The following is a 19,806-nucleotide window of genomic DNA, read 5'->3' on the forward strand; positions in this document are numbered from 1 at the left end:
GCCGACCATCATGACCCTCTCCCGCCGCCGCGCCAGCCAATTGTTCCTGGGGTGCATGACGATGTTGCTGGCCTCGATACTGGTCTTTCTGTACATCAAGTCCTCCAACGACCAGGCCGCCTCCTACACCCACTCACGCGACCTGATCCGCCAGTTGCAGCAACTCAACGCACAGTGGGACAGCGAGGTGCTCAAGGCCAGGATCGCCATCACCCACAATTACGACCCGCTGGTGACGCCCCTCACAAAAATGACCCAGCTGTGGGCCGAGCTGGAAGCACATGACTCATACCACAACCCTGAAGACCTGCGCGCCTGGCAAGCCAGCCAACAAGCCTACCGGGAGGCGATCCAGGAAAAAGCCCGGCGGGTCGACCAGTTCAAATCCCACAATGCGGTGTTGCGTAACTCCCTGGCCTTCCTGCCGACGGCCGAAGACGATATCCAGGCGCAGTTCAACCAGGTGAACGGGCCCGCCAAACTGCAACTGCAAAGCGTGGCCACCGACACGTACGACTTGCTGCTCAGCAGCATGGAGTTCGCCCAGATCACCAGTGACGAGCGTGCCGCCGACATCCTCGTCGGCCTGGGCAAGCTGAACGTCAACAAAGAACTGTTGCCCAGCGCGTTCCAGGCCCCCGTGGACATTTTGAGCAATCACATCGAACTGATTTTGCGCGAGCAGCCGGTGGTCAACACCTTGCTCGAACAGATCGCCGCCATCCCGGTGGCCGAACGCCTGGATGAACTGACCACCCACCTCAATCAGGATCAACAGGCCGCCGACCGCATCGACCAGAAATACCATCGCTACCTGCTGGTGTTCTCGACCCTGCTGGTCGCCTTGTTGCTGTACCTGGCGATTCGACTGCTGCGCAGCGTCGCCGAGATAAACCGCGTCAATCGCGCCTTGCAGGCCGCCAACGAAACCCTGGAACAACGCGTCGAGCGGCGCACTCAACAGCTCAAGGATGCCCAGAGCGAGCTGATGGACAATGCCCGCCAGGCCGGCATGGCCGAGATCGCGACCAATGTGCTGCACAACGTCGGCAACGTGCTCAACAGCGTGAACATCTCCGCCGACCTGGTTGCCCGTAAACTGCGCAGCAGCAAGGCACAGGGCCTGGGCAAGGCCATGCAATTGATCAACGAGCACCAGGGTGACCTCGGCACCTTCCTCACCGAAGATGAAAAGGGCAAGCTGTTGCCCGGCTACCTGAACCAACTGGTAAACGCCATTGCCGTTGAACAGCAAGGGCTTACGGACGAGCTGGCACAACTGAGCAAGAGCGTCGACCACATCAAGGACATCGTCTCCACCCAGCAATCCTATGCGGGCGCATCCAGCCTGCTGGAACCGCTGGATATCAGTGCCTTGATGGAAGATGCCTTGCGCATGAACGCAGGCGCCCTGAGCCGTCATAACGTCACGGTGATCAAGGAATACGCAGCCGTGCCGCAGATCCTGGGGGACAAACATCGCCTGTTGCTGATCATGGTCAACCTGATCAGCAACGCCAAGTACGCCATGGCCAACCTGAGCGACCGGCCACGCCGCATCACCCTGTCCGTCACGCCCGTGGATGGCGACACCTTGCAGATCAGCGTCAAGGACGACGGCGAAGGTATACCCGCAGAAAACATGACACGGATCTTCACCCACGGCTTTACCACCCGCAAGGAAGGCCACGGCTTCGGCTTGCACAGCTGTGCCCTGGCCGCCCTGGAAATGAACGGCCAGCTCAGCGCCCACAGCGATGGGCCGGGCCAAGGCGCTATATTCACCTTGAAGATTCCTCTTACCCGGCCGGAAGTCAGTCATGAACCAACCACCTAACCGGCGCATTTTGCTGATCGATGACACGCCGTCGATCCACGACGATTTTCGCAAGATCCTGACGCCGCCGATCGAGACCAACCAGGTGCTCGATGAAATGGAGTCAGCCCTGTTCGGCGACAGTACCCAACCGGCCGCCCCGGCATTCGAGCTGGACTCGGCCTATGGCGGCGAAGAGGGACTGGCATTGCTCGTCACCGCCATGGCCAAGCAACGTCCCTATGCATTGGCCTTTGTCGATATGCGCATGCCCCAGGGCTGGGACGGTGCCAAGACGATCGAGGAGCTATGGAAAGTCGCCCCCGGCCTGCAAGTGGTGGTGTGCACGGCGTATTCGGATTATTCCTGGGAAGATTTGCTCGCCCGGCTGCAAGCCCATGACCGCCTGCTGATCCTGAAAAAACCTTTCGACAACATCGAAGTCCAGCAGATGGCCAACACCCTGACCAACAAATGGGACATGGCCCGCCGTGCCTCGCTGCAAAACAGCCACCTGGAACAATTGGTGGTGCAGCGCACCCAGGCGCTGACCCACGCCAGCGAGGCGCTGCAAATCGAAATCGACGAACGCAAACACCTGGAAAGCCAACTGGTGCAGTCGGAAAAGCTGGCGTCGCTTGGGCAACTGGCGGCGGGGGTCGCGCATGAGATCAATAACCCGGTGGGGTTTATCTCGTCCAACCTCAATACCCTCGACAGCTACTTCAGCCAACTGCAACAGATGCTGGGCGCTTACCGGCAGGCTGAGGAGATGATCGAATCGGGCGAGCAGCGTGATCAGCTCAAGGCTTTGCGCGAAAGCCTGGAGCTGGATTTTCTCAAGGAGGATATTCCGATCCTGATCCATGAATCCAAGGAAGGCATCAACCGCGTGGTGCAGATCGTCAGGGACCTGAAAAACTTTTCACGGGTGGACAACGACCAGACCTGGCAGTGGGCCAACCTGCAACAAGGCATCGACTCGACGCTGAACATCGTCGCCAGTGAACTCAAGTACAAGGCCGATGTGGTCAAGCACTACCAGCCCTTGCCGGACATCGAGTGCCTGGCCTCGCAGCTCAACCAGGTGGTGATGAACCTGGTGATCAATGCGGCCCAATCCATGGGGCCGGAGCGCGGCACCATCACCCTGAGCACCGGCGTGGAAGGCGACACCATCTGGCTGGAAATCGCGGACAACGGCTGCGGGATTGCCCCGCAGGCCCTGCAAAAGATTTTCGACCCGTTCTTCACCACCAAGCCGGTGGGTGAAGGGACGGGGCTGGGGCTCTCGCTGTCGTATGGGATTGTGAAGAAACATCACGGGACTATTACGGTCAGCAGCGAAGTGGGCAAAGGCACCACCTTCCGGGTGGTGCTGCCCATTCGGCAAACAGCCTAGTCGCCCCGTACAGCTCGGCTTTTTTAGATCGATTGCAATAACGCCAAAGCGCAAACCAAGCCTAGGTAAATCGCCACGCGATCGAGGCGGCCCCTCAACCACAAGCCGCCACAAGACCAATGACCGGCAACAGCAGGAGCCGGCCCCGCCCACTCACACCACGCCGGCAGACGCCACTCAAAAAACCGTCCCGCACTGTCATTTCTGACAGTAGACGGCTTCGCCCACCCGTTGGACACTCAAAAAACACTGTCCGCCAGGGAAGGCTGTCATGGCTATTCGTCTCGTGGCATTGCTACTCGTCTGCCTTGCGCTATCGGCCTCGGCACAGACTGACCCGGTTGAACTGCTGCTGGCGCAAATGACGCTAGAGGAAAAAGCTGGCCAGCTCACCCAGTTGGCGACAGTGGACACCGTCACCGGCCCGGCGATTGACCAGGGCAGCCTGACCCACCCGCCGATGCAGACTGTGGGCTCGGTGCTCGGCATCTACGGTGCCGAACGGACCCGACAATTGCAGCAGAGCGTCGTAGAAGGCTCGCGCCTGCATATCCCGCTGTTGTTTGCATTTGATGTGATCCACGGTTTTCGCACCCTATTCCCGGTGCCCTTGGCCGAGGCGGCGGCCTGGGACCCCGACTTGTCGCAACGCACTGCCCGTGCAGCCGCCATGGAGGCTTCGGCCAGCGGCCTGCATTGGACCTTTGCCCCCATGCTCGATATCACCCGCGACCCACGCTGGGGGCGGGTGGTCGAGGGGGCCGGGGAAGACCCGTTCCTGGGTTCGGCACTGGCGGTGGCAAGAGTCCGAGGGACTCACGGCGATGGGCCCCCCAACACGTCCTTCATGCTGTCCACCGCCAAACATTTTGTCGCTTACGGCGCCGCCGAAGGCGGACGTGACTACAACAGCGCCGACCTGTCACAACGCACCTTGCAAGAGGTCTACCTGCCGCCGTTCCAGGCGGCCGTAGAGGCCGGCGCGGATGCCGTGATGCCAGGGTTCGAGGAACTCGCGGGGGTTCCCATGCACAGCAACGCGCCCCTCCTCAAAGGTCTGTTACGCGGCCAATGGGGGTTTACCGGAATCATCGTCAGCGACTGGATGGGCGTGCATGAACTCATCCCCCATGGCGTGGCGGCCAGTCCAGCGGATGCCACGCGCAAGGCATTGAACGCCGGTGTCGAGATTGACATGGTCAGCCAGTCCTATAGCCGAAACCTGCCCGACCTGGTGCGCAACGGCCAAGTGTCGCTGACCACCGTGGATGAGGCCGTACGCCATATCCTCAGGGCCAAGCAGCGGCTGGGCCTGTTCGAAAATCCCTATCGCTACAGCGACCCTGCTCGAGAACGCGCCCAGACCCTGACCCCGCAAACCCGTGCCCTGGCCCGCGAGGCGGCGCAGAAATCCATCGTCCTGCTGAAAAATTCAGGCGCGCTGCTCCCCTTGCCCAAGGACCTGCACTCGTTGCTGGTGGTGGGCAGCCTGGCCACGGATGCCCACGCCACGTTGGGCGCTTGGGCCTTGGCTGGAAATGCCAATGACAGCGTGACGATACTGGAAGGCATACAGCGCACTGTCTCCCCTGCCACCCAAGTGACCTACGTCCCCGGAGCATCGCCTACCAGCCTGGACACCCAAGGCATAGCAGCGGCACAACAGGCCGCCCAGAAGGCCGATGTGGTGGTGGCCGTACTCGGCGAAACCGCCGACATGAGTGGAGAAGCCGCCAGTCGCGCCGACCTTGGCCTGCCCGGCGCCCAGGACGCGCTCGTGCAAACGCTGCTGGAAACCGGCAAGCCCGTGGTGATCATCCTGATGAACGGTCGCCCGCTGTCGCTCTCGAACAGCGCCCAACAGGCAACGACCATTCTGGAGTCCTGGTTCCTTGGCAGTGAAATGGGGCAGGGTGTGGCCGACGTGCTGTTTGGCGATGTAAACCCCAGCGGCAAGCTGCCCATCACCTTTGCCCGCAGTGTGGGGCAAGTCCCCATCTACTATGGCTACAGGAACAGCGGGCGCCCGGCCACAGGCCAAAACCCGTACGAATCCACCTACCTGGATTTGCCCTCGACGCCCGCGTATGCCTTTGGTTTTGGTTTGAGCTACACCACCTTCGCCTACTCGGCCCCCCAACTGAGCACCAAACGCCTCGCCTCGACCCAGTCCTTGAACGTCCGTGTCACGGTGACCAATACGGGCCAGCGGGCGGGAGACGAAATCGTCCAACTCTATCTACGCGATGATGTCGCCAGCGTGGCGCGCCCGGTCCGCCGACTGCGAGGCTTTCGCAAAGTACACCTGGCCCCTGGCGAAGCCCGGATCGTGGAGTTCACCCTTGGCCCGGAAGACTTTGCCCTGCTCGACGATGACTTGTTGCCCGTGGTCGAAGCCGGCACATTCACCCTATTCGTCGGCGGCAGTTCCACGACCGACAATCAAGCCACCTTTGAGGTCACCGACAGCCGCCGCCTGCATGCGCTTGGCCCCGCCATCCCGAGGCAGCTCAGACGCTGAATGCGCTTGGCGGTTGTCCAGGCTTTCCCTCCGGGAGCAGAATGCGGCACCGACCTGAAGAGTCCGAACCCAAGGTAACCGTATGAGCCTGTCCTTGCTAAGCCGTTACGCCTTCTTTGCCGTATGCGTCATTTTCACCCTCGCCAGCCTGCCTTTTATCGAATATGAATGGTTGTGGCCCATCACGATAGTCACCGGCATCCTCAGCCTGATCGGCCTGTTCGACCTGCTGCAAAGCCCCCACGCGGTGCGCCGCAACTACCCGATCCTGGGCAATATCCGATACCTGGTGGAGGCGATTCGCCCGGAAATCCGCCAGTACCTGCTGGAATCCGACAGCGACGCCCTGCCCTTCTCACGCGCCCAGCGCTCGCTGGTCTACTCACGGGCCAAAAATGAAACCGCCGACAAACCCTTCGGCACCCTGATCGATGTGTACCAGTCGGGCTTTGAGTTTATCGGCCACTCCATGCGTCCGGCGCCACTGAGCGACCCCAGCACCTTTCGCGTGATGGTCGGCGGCCCGCAATGCACGCAGCCCTATTCCGCGTCGGTGTTCAACATCTCGGCGATGAGCTTCGGCTCCCTGAGCGCCAACGCGATCCGCGCGCTCAACCAGGGCGCCAAGCTGGGCAATTTCGCCCATGACACCGGCGAAGGCAGCATCAGCCCCTATCACCGTGAAAACGGCGGTGACCTGACCTGGGAGCTGGGCAGCGGCTACTTCGGCTGCCGCACCAGCGACGGCCGCTTCGACCCGGAACGCTTCGCCGCACAGGCGCAGAACCCGCAAGTGCGCATGATCGAAATCAAGATGAGCCAGGGTGCCAAGCCCGGCCATGGCGGTATCCTGCCCAAGCACAAAGTGACCCAGGAGATCGCCGAGACACGCGGCATCCTGATGGGCGAAGACTGCGTCTCGCCCTCGCGCCACAGCGCGTTCTCCACACCGATCGAGTTGATGCAGTTCATCGCCCAGTTACGCGAACTGTCCGGCGGCAAACCGGTGGGCTTCAAGTTCTGCCTGGGCCACCCGTGGGAATTCATGGGCATCGCCAAGGCCATGCTGGAGACCGGCATCCTCCCGGACTTTATCGTGGTCGACGGCAAGGAAGGCGGCACCGGCGCCGCGCCCGTGGAGTTCACCGACCATATCGGCGTACCGCTGCGTGATGGCTTGCTGTTCGTACACAACACCCTGGTGGGCCTGAACCTGCGCGACAAGATCAAGCTGGGCGCCAGCGGCAAGATCGTCAGCGCATTCGATATCGCCAGCGTGCTGGCCATCGGGGCTGACTGGGCCAACTCGGCGCGGGGCTTCATGTTCGCCATCGGCTGCATTCAGTCGCAAAGCTGCCACACCAACAAATGCCCGACCGGCGTCGCCACCCAGGACCCACTGCGCCAACGCGCCCTGGTGGTACCGGACAAGGCCCAGCGCGTATTCAACTTCCACCGCAACACCCTCAAGGCCCTCGCCGAAATGCTCGCTGCCGCGGGTTTGGACCATCCGTCGCAGCTGTCAGCCAAGCACTTGGTGCGACGCATGTCGGCCACCGAGATCAAGCTGTTCTCGCAGTTGCATGTGTTCCTCAAGCCGGGGGAGTTGCTGACTGGGGAAGTGAACGGCGAGTTTTATTCGCGCATGTGGCAGATGGCGCGGGCGGATAGTTTTGAGGCCCATGAGGTGGCGGCCGCTTAAAGAGGCATGGACGCCGGCTTTCGGCGCCCATGCCTGCGCTCATTTTTCATTGAGTTGCAGGGTGTAGTCTTCAGGGTCGAGAATTTCCTTGAACACAATAAAACCGCCCTGCTCCGTCAGGTAAATCGAATAGAACTTTCTGTCCACCACTCGGCTATAGCGATTGCCAGCAGCGATGGCAGCCTCAAAATTCTCCCGGTCACCCTCCACCACATTATTGATGCCTAACCGGGTCATGAATTGAGGATGCAGCAAGGTATTAGCATCACTCAATAGATACCTCAGGGATGGCATGTACGTCATTGCCGCGTGACCTCGTGGCAACCAGTTACCCGCCGTTAGGGGACCGACATAATAAAAAATCGGTGCGGCGCTCAGTGACTCGTGAGCAACAATGTCATAGGCAATGTATTGGGCCACGGCCGTCTCCAGCTCTTTTTTGGCTATTAATACCTGCCCAAAGGCGTAGCAGAATGAAAACATGAACAGCACCGGCATCACTAACAGCACGCGCAATGGTTTCCAGACCCGGCCTAATACGTCGTAACTCAGTAACAGCAACAAAACCAACACGGCAGAAAAACCAATATAGTTTCTGGCATCCAAGTTAGGTTCGGCCAAAAACAAGATAGCCCCTGGCACACATAACAACAAAACCGGTAGAACGCCCAGGCACGCAATCAAGACCACTATTTTCCCCAGCGGACGGCCTTGCAGCGTAGCGATACTTGCAAGCCAGGATAATAACCCCACGCTCGCGACAACCAGCAAACCCACAAACAAAGCAGCGTTCCAGGGATTCGCCAGTGAATAAATACTGCCCATGGAAAATAGGAACTTTCTTTGTACGACACTGAGCCAGTTCGCGTCGAACAGGATACTGTCACCGCGATGACTGGTGATGAACTGATAAGCCGTCAGATAGTAGATCAAGCCTGCGCAGAGCAACTGCAACCCGCGCTGGAGCAATGTATACAGGATGCTATTGACCTCGATCCTGTTTCTCACCCCCCACAAGCACTCAATACAGCAAAGGCCGATGAACAGGGTAATCGTCAACTGATATAACGCCAGCGTTACAGCCATCGACACTGCCGCCACCAACCCGCGCAGAAACACGTTTTCGACTGTACAGGTGATCGCATAAATAACCGCCGCCACCGCCAGTATCATTCCAGGACCATCGTATTGATAGGCGATATTACCCAGAAAGAACGGATTACATAGAACAGGCAATACCACCAGACAGGCAACCCAACTTGGCGTCGGAAAATACCAGCACGTCAGGCGTGTCATAGCCAAAACCATGGCAAATACAGAAATCAATAATGGCAAAGGAAATATATTGGTGGTGCCGCCGGTGAAGGTTAAAAACTTATGCAGCACTTCAAGCAAGATTCGTCCCTGATTTTTCCAACCGTCTCCCGCCAGTAATAAAGAGCGCCAACTGTCATCGATATAGGCATAGTCCGCGCGAATGACGGGGTACACATAAATCAGTGAAACCACACTGAAGAACACCACCACCTGTTTTTTAGTCAATACCGGTTCATTCCACATGACGCATGCCCTCCTCGGTCGCTCTGCTCCGTATCACGTCCTTCACCACATACCTCGGCCTATGCTTGGCCTCCATATAAATCCGCCCCACATACTCGCCCAATATCCCAATCCCAATCAGTTGCACGCCGCCCAAGAACAAGATCGCCGTCATCAACGACGGATACCCCGGCACCGCATTGCCGAACAGCACTTTGTCGAGCACCAGGTACCCGGCATACACCAATGCCAGCAGCGAAATACAGCCACCGATATAGCTCCATAACCGCAGGGGCAAGGTGCTGAACGAGGTGATGCCATCCAGCGCGAGGTTCCACAGTTTCCAGGCGTTGAACTTGCTCTGGCCAATTACACGCGGGGCGCGGTTGTATTCGACGATGGCCACGTCAAAACCGGCCCAGGACAACACGCCTTTCATGAACAACTGCTGTTCGGGCAGGGCCTTGATCACGTCCACGACCTTGCGGTCCATCAACCGGAAGTCGCCGACGTTTTCCTCGATGTGGGGATAAGCGATATGGTTGAGCAGGTGATAGAACAGCGATGCACTGTGACGCTTGAGGTAGCCGTCAGTGGAGCGGTCCCGGCGCTTGGCCAGCACCACATCCGCGCCTTTCTGCCATTCGGCCAGCAGTTGCGGGATCACTTCGACCGGGTCTTGCAGGTCGACATCCATGGGGATGACGGCGTCTCCCCTGGCATGTTCAAGCCCGGCGAACAGTGCTGCTTCCTTGCCGAAGTTACGCGATAAATTGATCAACACCACGTCGTGGTCGACCAAGGCGATCGCCCGGGTGTTTTCGGCGGTGCGATCGGTGCTGCCGTCGTTGATAAATACGATCTCGACCGTGTAATCGCGCAATGCGGGCTCTTGTCGAACAGCCTGGTAAAACACTTTCACCGCCTGCTCTTCATTAAACAGCGGCACCACCAGAGAGAGTTTCATTGCCCACGCTCACGAAACACCACCCACTTCGACAGCAGGAAACCGCACACCAGGCTCACCAGCGAGAACGCCACCACCGTGACCAGCCCCGGCAGGCGCCAGCGATCGGCAAGCCAACCCACGGCCAGGCTCACCCCTCCCATGCACAGCATGAACAGTGCATAACGCGGCAGCGACACCGGCATGGCAAAGGTGTAAATCGCATTCAAATAGAAGGAGAAGGACGCAGCGGCGCAAAACGCGAAAAAGTTGCTCGCAGCCTGATTGAGTTCAAACGCCACCCTGAAGACAAAAAACAGCTGCCAATGGATCACCGTATTGGCGATACCAATTGCCGTATAGCGGGAGAATCCCTTCCACAGTCTGGTCATACCGTTGCCCTGTCGCGTCCCGTTCCAGCAGGCCACGGCAAACGCGATACGTCTACTGTCAGACTTAACAGGTAGCCCACCCGTAGACTTGAGACATTCAGAAATACCCAGCCTTTGCAATTGCTTACAAATACCGCCAACCTGCGCCCGCCCGACGTGCGGCGTATGACAACTCCCACCTGCACCGGTCATTACTAAACCTATTGTTCAAGAGCCCGCTGCCATGCTGAACGGACGCGACCCACGCATCGATTTTTTTCGGGGCCTGGCGTTGATCTTCATTTTCTGGGATCACGTCCCCCACAACCCTCTCGGCCAAATCACCCTGCGCAATTTCGGATTCAGCGACGCGGCAGAAGTGTTTGTGTTCCTCGCCGGTTACGCCGCCGTGCTGGCCTACGGCAAGATCCTGCGACGCGACGGCTACTGGCTGGCTTCGTTGAAAATCCTGCGCCGCGCCTGGGTGTTGTACGTGGTGCATATCTTCCTGTTGGCGATGCTGATGGGCATCGTCTTCTTCGCCAACAGCCATGTGGAGACCCGCGACCTGGTCGAAGAAATGGGCCTGACGCACTTCGTCACCCACCCGCAGCAAGCCCTCACCGATGAACTGTTGCTGCGCTTCAAGCCCAACCTGATGGACCCGCTACCGTTGTATATCGTGCTGCTGGCGGGGTTGCCGCTGGTGCTCCCGCTGTTGCTGCGCAACACGTGGGCGGTAGTCAGCGTGTCGCTGGCGGTCTACCTGCTGGCCCCGCATTTGGGCTGGAATCTGCGGGCGATTGCCGACGGTGTGTGGTACTTCAACCCCGTCACCTGGCAGTTGCTGTTTGTGCTCGGCGGCGCTGCGGCGATCCATGCCAGCCAGCCGCACCCGGCGCAAACACAGGGTCGGCTTCGTCAGCCCTTGTTTGTCGCAGCCGCCCTCTACTTGCTGCTGGCCGGGCTCCTGACCCTCTCCTGGCGCTGGCCCGAGTTCCATGACGCCCTGATGCCAGCGGCACTCGGCGACCTGCTGTACCCCATCAGCAAAACCGACCTGTCGCCCGTGCGTCTCTTGCACTTTTTGGCCCTGGCTTATGTCACGGCCAAACTCTTGCCCCATGACCGCTGGGCCCACCATTGGCTGGCGCAGCAGTGCTGCCGCATGGGCCGTTATTCCCTGGAGGTGTTCTGCCTGGGGGTGCTGTTGGCACCGCTGGCTGACATGCTCAATGCCCTGGCCGGCGACGCGCTGGCCATGCAGTTGTTCAGTGCGCTATCGGGCGTGTTGATCATGGCGTTGCTGGCGGCCTGGCTGGACTACAACAAGTGCCTGGATGAAACATTGCGCACCCGCGCGGCCCACCTAACAAATAGTTAACGCCAGCGAGGCCGCGGGCGATGCTTCCATGAACCTTTCCACTTTCGTGAAAGGTTATGGCACATGTCCACTTATCAACTGCTCAATGGGCTATCAGGAAACTTGCAATCCAGCGCGTCCTGGTCCCGACAACAGGCCCTCGAGCAGATCCAGCACAACGTGATTCAAGCCCTGAGCAGCTTGAATGCGCAGGAACGAACGCGATACCTCACCTTGCAGCGCGAGGCATTGGACGCCCACAAGGCCCTGGAAGACGCCCAGCAAGCCCATACCCAGGACTTCAAGGCCGAGGGCCTGGCGCAATTGCGGGAAAAGCTCGGTGGGCGCGACCCCGAGCAATACACCCTGTTCACCCGCTACAAGGAGAAACGCGAGCAACCCTTCCCCTGGGACCCACCCGATGAGGCGATAAGCCTCAGGGAAGAGTTAACCCGAAGAACCACCCGACGGCGTCGGGCCCAATACGACTTTCATTACATCGATCATCTCAAGCAGCTGTCGCTGTGGGAGGCCGCGTGTCTGAACTTTGGCTTCACCCACGCCATCCCCGGCGACTCGGGTTTCAGCGTGGTCGAAGCCAGCTATGTGGTCGGGCCGGACAATGACAGAAGCCTGAACGCGGCAACCTTTATCAAGGTCGCTCGTGAACTGGATCTGGGCGGCCAATTGCGTGACAAAACCAAAATCGCCATGGCCGCCGATGGCCCGCTGCGCCCCTTATTCGCCGCTTGCGCCAAAGCCAGCCTGCGCTTCGAGGCCATCGAAGCCTACCGCAACCGCGCCACCACCGGCGTCACCCTGGAGCACTTCAACCGACTGGACGCCGCCATCAGCGGCGACGGCCCACCGTTGCCGTTCGACACCCTGAGCCTGAGTTCCGGCGTCACACCCATCATCGCGGTGCCCTTCGTGCCCTGGGAAACCAGCATACCCACGCCCTTGTTCTTGATCCGGGTGGCCAGCCTGGGCGTGTTGTCCTATTTCCCCTTCCGCCCCGGCGGCGCGCTGCGCTACCACGAAGACGCCCAGGCTGCCGAACGCGCGTTTCGGGAGCAATTGCACCAGAGTCACGAGCACAAAGACCTGAGCTGGTTCGCCCGGCAATTGCCCCTGGTCGGCATGTCGGTGTTCAAATCATTGATCGACAAACAGGAGCCGCTCACACGGTTCAACTGGCTGGGGGGGAGCCTCTATAACGCATTTCACCGCGCGTTCCCGAAAAAAACCCTCGACAACATCCGCTTCAGCACTGATATCAAGCCCAGTCGTGAAGTCTCCCTGGTGCAGGCCTATACCTACCGGCAGGTCCAGCGCTTTCAGGCAGACCTGGATACCCTGGCCGAAACACGCGCCGAGAAGGACTGGCAAGCGCTCAAGGACGCGGTGGCAGCCATCGCCGCAGAAGTGCTGCAATTGCTGCTGACACCCCTGCCCGGCGGCGTCACGGGCATGAACCGGGTCATGCAACTCGCGGTGATGGGCAGCCTGACCTACAGCGTCGCCCAGGGCGTGAATGAGTTGGCCAAAGGCGAAGCCAGTGGATTTGCCTCGGCGCTGGCCGATGTCGCCGACCTGGCGATCAGCGGCAAATTGATCTCAACGGCGGGCCGCGTCCATCGCCAGCGCATGCTCCAATACCTGGAAAAACTCGGTCACCCACAAAAAATCACACGTCCCGACGGCACCCATGGGCTATGGAAACCCGACGCCCAGCCTTATGCCCATGACAATCAACGCCTGGTCGACGGGACCACCCCCAACGCCTTGGGCATCTATACGTTCAATGCACGCCACTACGCCAAACTGTGCCAGGGCGAAATGGACGTGCTGGTCGAGGTCCGGTTCGACCCGTTGAGCAAACGCTACGTACTCATCAAAGCCACCGACGGATATACCCCGGCGATTGTCTTCGACCCGGCGACCCAGGCGTGGACCTTCGATTTGCAGAACGCCCATACCCTCTCCAACCTTGAGTTGGTGCAACGCATGCTGCCTAACGGCGCGTCGCCCCCCACTCCGCAAGACCTTGAACATATGCTGCGCAGCACCGCCACCACGCGCGCCACCCTGGATAACGTCTGGCGTGCCGAGGCGGCACCCCTGAACCTGATCGAAGGGGTCAGGCGCCTGCAAGTCGACCGGGTCATCCAGCACGTCATCGAGCAGTTCCCCTTGCCCGGCCAATTGCCCGCGCATGCCGACAGCGCGGTCTTTTGCCTGCTGACGCAATTGAGCGGCTGGCCGGCCGACACGCTGCTCAACATCCACGACCCACAAGGCACGCTGATCGAGACTTATGGCAAGACCGGACAACCACCATCGCGCCCGCACACCATCAACCTCAAGCGCCGTGACGATGGCAGTTACACGGGCCTGAGCCCACAGAGCATTGGCCCCGAAGGCAACGAACACCTGCTTGAACTGATCATTCGCCAGCAGCCAGGGGGTTCGAGCCTGGGCAAGGAAGGCCAGCCCGGCGCCTCCGAAGCCCAGCGCATCAGCACCGTGCGCCAACAGGTCGCGGCATTGGCACGCACCGAGAGGCTCACCCTGTTCTCGGCCCTGTTCAATTACTGGGGCTACGAAAAAGCCGAACTGAGCGTCGCCCCCGGCGCCCGACGGTTTCTGCCGATCAAGGTGTCACGGTCCCTGGCCCCCCTCACGCCCTTGCTGAAAAAACTGCGCGACCTCAACCCGCCCCTGACCGCCGCCAACCTGGATCTGATACTGGGCCAACACCCGTTGACGGCGCGCCAGCAGGAGGCTTTTCTCGCGGGCGGCACACTGCCCACTGCGTTTGTTGACGTCATCGATCATCACCGCACCGCATTGCGCATCGACGCGATCATCGACGCCCTGTACCACCCACGCGAATTCAATGCAGACACTGACCTATGGGCCAGGGAGATCGCCGGCTCCCTGATACGCGGCACACTCAAGCGTCCCTTCGTGATCACCGAGGTCGCCCTGGGAAAACCCTACGTGCCCAGCGGCCCGGACGATCGCACGGTGAACCTGCGCTTTTACCCCAACGGTCTCTACCAGGCCTACGACATTGCCAATGGTGGAGAGATCCCGGTCTCGCCCGCCCACGACAGTTTTTACCTGGCCATTGCCTCGGTGCTCCAGCCTCACGAGCGCGAACTACTGGGCATGAACAGCGCCACCGATGCCAAGGGCCTGCGCAAAACCCTGGGCGATACCATGAGCGCCCGACGCAACCCCGAAGGTTTCGTCAGCCTGCTCAATGGATCGTTAATGCAGTACGAACACGACCTGATGCTGCCATCGCACCTCCCGCCCAGCGCCAACGGGCTTTTCACCCTTGAGGGCAAGGACTACCTGCCACTTTCGGGTCGCCTTTACCAGGTCACGTTCGATAAAACCCTATTCAAGTGGCGGCTTAAACACCCCAGCAAACTCGGGGTCGACACCCCGCTTCTGGAGCACAACGGCCAGGGCGCCTGGCGGCTGGCCAGCGAGCAGCCGATGGCGTGGGACACTCATCAGTTGTTCCATCGCCTGGGCCACCCGCACTACGCGGTCACCCAGCAACAGGCCAACCGCATCCTGGCCCTGACCGACACCCCGGCGCATGTCCTGCGCGAGGTCCACCACGCCGGTCACCCGGCACCGCCCTTGCTCGCCGACACCAGCAAACGCTTCAAGATCGAACAACAGATCCAACACTTCATCGACGCGTTGCGGGTGGACCCCAACAGCAAGGACGCCAACCCGGAGCTGCAACTGTTGATTATCTCCGGGTTGCCGGGGTGGCCAGACAGCCACAGGTTGCAGATCCTCGGCCCTCGGAACCAGGTGCGCTACCAATACCCCGCGACGCAGGCGACCAACGTTGAAACGATCAACGTGACCGAGCAACACTACAAAGAAGGCCGGTTACTGAACGAACTCACCCGCCACGACGCGCTGATCAACGCCTTGCTCGGGGAGTTGCCCAGCCTGGCTGACGAGCGGCTGTTCAAACTGGTGCAAAAAGTCGTCACGTTCGCACAGGATCACACGAACCAACTCTTCGATTCGCTCTACAAGGAAAGTGAACAGTACCGTCCCCATGCACTGCGAGAGCAATTCAAGACCCAACATGCCGAACTCCCCAACAGCGCTATCGAGGGCATCCTGGGCCATGCAACCCCTCGCGAACTCAAGCAACTGCATGAACACGGCAAGACCAGCCTGCGCCTGACCGAACAAGCCCGGCTGACCGCCCACGAAGTGCGCTTGAATCGCGCCTTCGAAGGCTTGTACATGGACAGCCTGGTCAACCCGGACAGCGACAAGATCACCCTGCACCTGCTCAAGGCTGTAACCGGTTGGCCCGCGGACCTGCGCATTGAGGTACGCGACAGGCATTTCAACGGCCCCAGCATCGAAGGTGCGGGAGACGCGGCCGGCACGAACCGCAAAGTGCTGGTCAAGAAAGGCGCGGTGTACCACCCCTACAGCCCTCAAGGCACGGCCCTTGCCGCTCCGCTCGGCAGCGGCAGCAACCTGCTCCCGGCCATCGTCCAGACCCTGGGCGCTAGCGAACGGACATCACTGGGGATCACCGACGAACTCGACCTTTCCGAGCTCCAGGCGCAGATCGCCAACCTGGCATTCTCCCAGCGCGTAGAAATGAAAAGCCTGCTGGGCCTGCCCCATCTGCAACCCTGGCTGCAACCGGCCATGGGCCTGGACCGCTCATTCCTGGCGTATCCCGTTTTCAGCTGGCTCTGGCCATTCGGTGGCCAACGAGCGCCAGACCTGGTGAGCCGGGTGCAGGAATTGTATCCCCGGTTCGACAACACTACCGCCAATGCCCTGATCCGCGGCCTGGGCCTGAGTGAACCCGATCTGTTGATCGAGCTGGACCGGCGGCAGGCCGAATTCCGCACCATGGACATCGAGCTGTCCCGCTGGAGCGACACGCCGCAAGCCATCGATGACCCGCAGGTAGACCCCTTGGGCTTGAACCTCGGCCAACGTCGCTACATCGCCAACCAATTGCGCCGGGCCTGGCGATGCGAAGAACCGCAGCAATACGTGGAACACCTGATGTATACCTCGTCGCTGCAACTGCAGCTCGACGAGAACGATCTGCCCCCAGCGTCCTTTCTCACGGGAACCACCGGTTTCAGTCATATCGAACACTTGAGGCTCTCAGGCAACCGCTTCCCCGCCAACGGCAATGCGTTCCTCGCCAAGTTTTCCGGGCTTCGCTACCTGCACCTCGACTGCTTGTTAACCGAGCTGCCCACCTCGGTCACCGACATGACCAGCCTCACCATTCTGAACCTGAGCGATAACGCGATTGTATTGACCCCAGACTCCGCCACCCGCCTGGCAGGCATGGTCAACCTGAAGGCCCTCCAGCTCAGCGGCAACCCCCTGGGCATTGCTCCCGATATCACTCGGATGCCCCAACTGCATACCCTCGATCTAAGGGAAACCGGTATCAGCCAATGGCCGGTGGGCGCCGCCACACATGACGAGTTGTCCAGCCTGAACCTGCGGGACAATCTGATCACCGATATCCCCGAAGCGGTCTTTACCCATCCAGGGGCGTTCCTGCGAAACCGCAATATCGAGCTGCGCGGCAACCCGCTGTCGGATCAAACCCGGCAACGTATCGCGCGGTACAACGCCCAGATGGGCAACAGCATGCAGGGCGCTGCGGCGGACCTCGTGGCCGTGGCGCCTGATGTCACGCCGTGGCTCGATGCCCTGGACCGGGTTCAGTGGGGAACGGCGACAGAACTCTGGCAAGCACTGGCCAGCCATGAAGGTGCTCGATCCGATGATGTATTCAGCGTCCTGGCAGACTTGACCCAATCGCTGGATTACAGGCAAGGCGGGCAGATCAAAAAGAACCTGAGCCTGCGGGTCTGGCGGTTGCTCAATGCACTGGGAGACTCCACCGAACTGCGGGAAACGGTGTTTCTCAACACCTATGCGGCGGGTACCTGTGGCGACGGCGCCATCCTGACCTTCAGCAACATGGAACTGATGTACCGTACTCACCAGACCCTCGCTCGCCACGACAAGGATCGGATCGATCGGGAATTGCTGGGCCTGGCCAGGCAGGTGTATTTCCTCGAGCACCTGGATCGACTCGCCGAAAATCACATCGGTCGATTGAATCAAGCGTACGCCGACACACCCCGCTACACCCCGCCGGACCCGGCAGAAATCATACTGTTCTATCGGGTCAGGCTACGGGAGGAATTCAACCTGCCCATTGCCACCGAGCAGATGCTGTACACCGTGGAGACCTACGGTGTGCGCGAAGCCGATATCACCGCCGCCCGACAGACGCTGCGCGCGTTGGACACGCCCTCGTTGCTGCTGGAGTCGTACAAGACTCGGGACTTCTGGCTCAGGTACCTGGAACGCCGGTTCCCCGAACCGTTCATGACGATCAAAAACGTGACCCGGTACCAAAAAGAGCAGTTGAACCGGGAAGTGCCCGACAAGCATTCGGATGAATACCTGGACCGGTTGCAAGCGCTGATCGACCTGGAAACCGCCGAACGCCAGCGCCTGATCAGGCAGTTGACCGAAGCGGCGGTTCACGCCATGCGACGTCCGTGACCACGCCAGGGGCCGCCGTGGCTGCCCCTGGACAATGACCCCGCCCGGATCACGCGGTTAAACCGGGCGGACCTCACCCTGGGCCGTCTGCGTCGGCTGCAACTTGAACACGTAGAACAACACCGTCAGCACGAGCAGGAACACCGGCCCCACGTACAGCGCGATACGGGTCTGCGGGAAGTACGCCATCAGGCCCACCACCAGCACCAGGAACGCCAACGCCAGGTACGAACTGACCGGGTACAGCCACATGCGGTATTTCAGGCCGGCCTGTTCCGACGGGCTCAGGCGTTTACGGAACGTAAGCTGCGCCAACAGGATCATCACCCACGTCCAGATCGCGCCGAACGTGGCGATGGAGGTCACCCAGACGAAGACTTTTTCCGGCACCAGGTAATTGAGCAACACACCCAGCAGCAGTGCGCCGATCGACAGCAGCAGTGCACGACGCGGTACGCCGTTGCTGGAGGTGCTGGCGAAGGTCGCCGGGGCCTGGCCATTCTGCGCCAGGCTGTAGAGCATGCGCCCGGTGCTGAAGATGCCACCGTTGCAGGACGACAGCGCCGCGGTGATCACCACGAAGTTGATGATGCCGGCGGCGGTCTTGATGCCCAGGCGCTCGAAGGTCATCACGAACGGGCTGCCCTGGGTGCCGATTTCATTCCAGGGGTAGATCGACAGGATCACGAACAATGCGCCGACGTAGAACAGCAGGATGCGCCAGAACACCGAACCGATGGCATTCGGAATAGTCTTCTGCGGGTTCTTCGCTTCGCCGGCGGTGAGGCCGATCATTTCCACACCCAGGTAGGCGAACATCACCATTTGCAGGGACATCAACACCCCCTGCACACCGTTGGGCATGAAGCCGCCATGGGCCCACAGGTTGGAAATGCCCAGCGCCACGCCGTCATTGCCGAAGCCGAACGCAATGATGCCGACACCGCCGATCACCATCGCAATGATGGTGACGATCTTGATCAGGGCGAACCAGAACTCGAACTCGCCGAACGCCTTGACCGCGATCAGGTTGATGGCGCCCATGCTGATCAAGGCCGCCAGGGCCCAGATCCAGCGTGGGGTGTCGGGAAACCACACGCCCATGTACACCGCCACCGCGGTGATCTCGGCGACACAGGTCACCAGCCACAGGAACCAGTAGTTCCAGCCGGTAAGGAAGCCTGCCAACGGGCCGAGATAATCCTGGGCATAACGGCTGAAAGAACCCGCGACAGGGTTGTGCACCGCCATTTCACCGAGGGCGCGCATGATCACCAGGATCGCCAGGCCACCAATGATGTAGGAAAGCATGATTGCCGGGCCGGCCATTTCAATGGCCTTGGCCGAGCCTAAAAACAACCCGACACCGATGCAGGCGCCGAGGGCCATCAGGCGGATATGCCGTTCGCCCAATTCACGTTTGAGCGGACCGCCCTGAGCGGTCTCGCCATGGGGCAGGTGGTTGCCAACTGGCATAGGGGTACAACCTCGTCTTGTTATTGGATTGAGTCACCGAGTGCACGACGTCACG

10 protein-coding genes are annotated in these 19,806 nt (G+C 60.4%); 6 read left to right on the forward strand and 4 right to left on the reverse strand.

From position 1 onward, the window contains the following. The first annotated feature begins 10 nt into the window (after window positions 1–10). The 4 genes from QU606_RS10465 to QU606_RS10480 all read left to right on the forward strand — a co-directional run bounded on the left by QU606_RS10465 (window position 11) and on the right by QU606_RS10480 (window position 7,441). Complete coding sequence (locus tag QU606_RS10465) at window positions 11–1,837, forward strand: DAHL domain-containing protein (RefSeq protein WP_193690229.1); 1,827 nt, start codon at window positions 11–13, stop codon at window positions 1,835–1,837. Further along, the gene (locus QU606_RS10470) at window positions 1,821–3,218 is read left to right on the forward strand and encodes an ATP-binding protein (RefSeq protein WP_193690228.1); all 1,398 of its coding nucleotides are present in this window, start codon (window positions 1,821–1,823) and stop codon (window positions 3,216–3,218) included. Before QU606_RS10465 ends, QU606_RS10470 begins: the two co-directional genes overlap by 17 nt. 271 nt (window positions 3,219–3,489) lie before the next feature. Beyond that, complete coding sequence (locus QU606_RS10475) at window positions 3,490–5,739, forward strand: glycoside hydrolase family 3 N-terminal domain-containing protein (RefSeq protein WP_193690227.1); 2,250 nt, start codon at window positions 3,490–3,492, stop codon at window positions 5,737–5,739. Window positions 5,740–5,821: 82 nt separating this feature from the next. Beyond that, on the forward strand, window positions 5,822–7,441 hold the full coding sequence (locus QU606_RS10480) for an FMN-binding glutamate synthase family protein (protein ID WP_024073672.1): 1,620 nt from the start codon (window positions 5,822–5,824) through the stop codon (window positions 7,439–7,441). A gap of 39 nt (window positions 7,442–7,480) precedes the next feature. Here QU606_RS10480 and QU606_RS10485 read toward each other — a convergent pair whose 3' ends face one another. The 3 genes from QU606_RS10485 to QU606_RS10495 are packed head-to-tail and all read right to left on the reverse strand — an operon-like array spanning window position 7,481 to window position 10,318. Further along, on the reverse strand, window positions 7,481–9,001 hold the full coding sequence (locus tag QU606_RS10485; protein ID WP_102624596.1) for a glucosyltransferase domain-containing protein: 1,521 nt from the start codon (window positions 8,999–9,001) through the stop codon (window positions 7,481–7,483). Further along, window positions 8,991–9,947 (reverse strand): glycosyltransferase family 2 protein, encoded by a 957-nt coding sequence (locus QU606_RS10490; protein ID WP_024073670.1) that lies wholly within the window; start codon window positions 9,945–9,947, stop codon window positions 8,991–8,993. Before QU606_RS10490 ends, QU606_RS10485 begins: the two co-directional genes overlap by 11 nt. Continuing rightward, on the reverse strand, window positions 9,944–10,318 hold the full coding sequence (locus QU606_RS10495) for a GtrA family protein (protein ID WP_024073669.1): 375 nt from the start codon (window positions 10,316–10,318) through the stop codon (window positions 9,944–9,946). Before QU606_RS10495 ends, QU606_RS10490 begins: the two co-directional genes overlap by 4 nt. A 223-nt stretch (window positions 10,319–10,541) precedes the next feature. Here QU606_RS10495 and QU606_RS10500 point away from each other — a divergent pair, with 223 nt between their 5' ends. Then, on the forward strand, window positions 10,542–11,681 hold the full coding sequence (locus QU606_RS10500) for an OpgC family protein (RefSeq protein ID WP_069075341.1): 1,140 nt from the start codon (window positions 10,542–10,544) through the stop codon (window positions 11,679–11,681). 63 nt (window positions 11,682–11,744) lie between these two features. Continuing rightward, complete coding sequence (locus QU606_RS10505; protein WP_304998363.1) at window positions 11,745–18,275, forward strand: NEL-type E3 ubiquitin ligase domain-containing protein; 6,531 nt, start codon at window positions 11,745–11,747, stop codon at window positions 18,273–18,275. A 57-nt stretch (window positions 18,276–18,332) separates the two neighbouring features. On the opposite strand, the gene QU606_RS10510 is transcribed toward QU606_RS10505, so the two are convergent. After that, the gene (locus QU606_RS10510; RefSeq protein ID WP_102624598.1) at window positions 18,333–19,751 is read right to left on the reverse strand and encodes an amino acid permease; all 1,419 of its coding nucleotides are present in this window, start codon (window positions 19,749–19,751) and stop codon (window positions 18,333–18,335) included. Window positions 19,752–19,806 lie beyond the last annotated feature (55 nt).

Origin of the sequence: Pseudomonas sp. OVF7, assembly GCF_030644265.1 — a bacterium.
GTDB lineage: Bacteria > Pseudomonadota > Gammaproteobacteria > Pseudomonadales > Pseudomonadaceae > Aquipseudomonas > Aquipseudomonas gorinensis.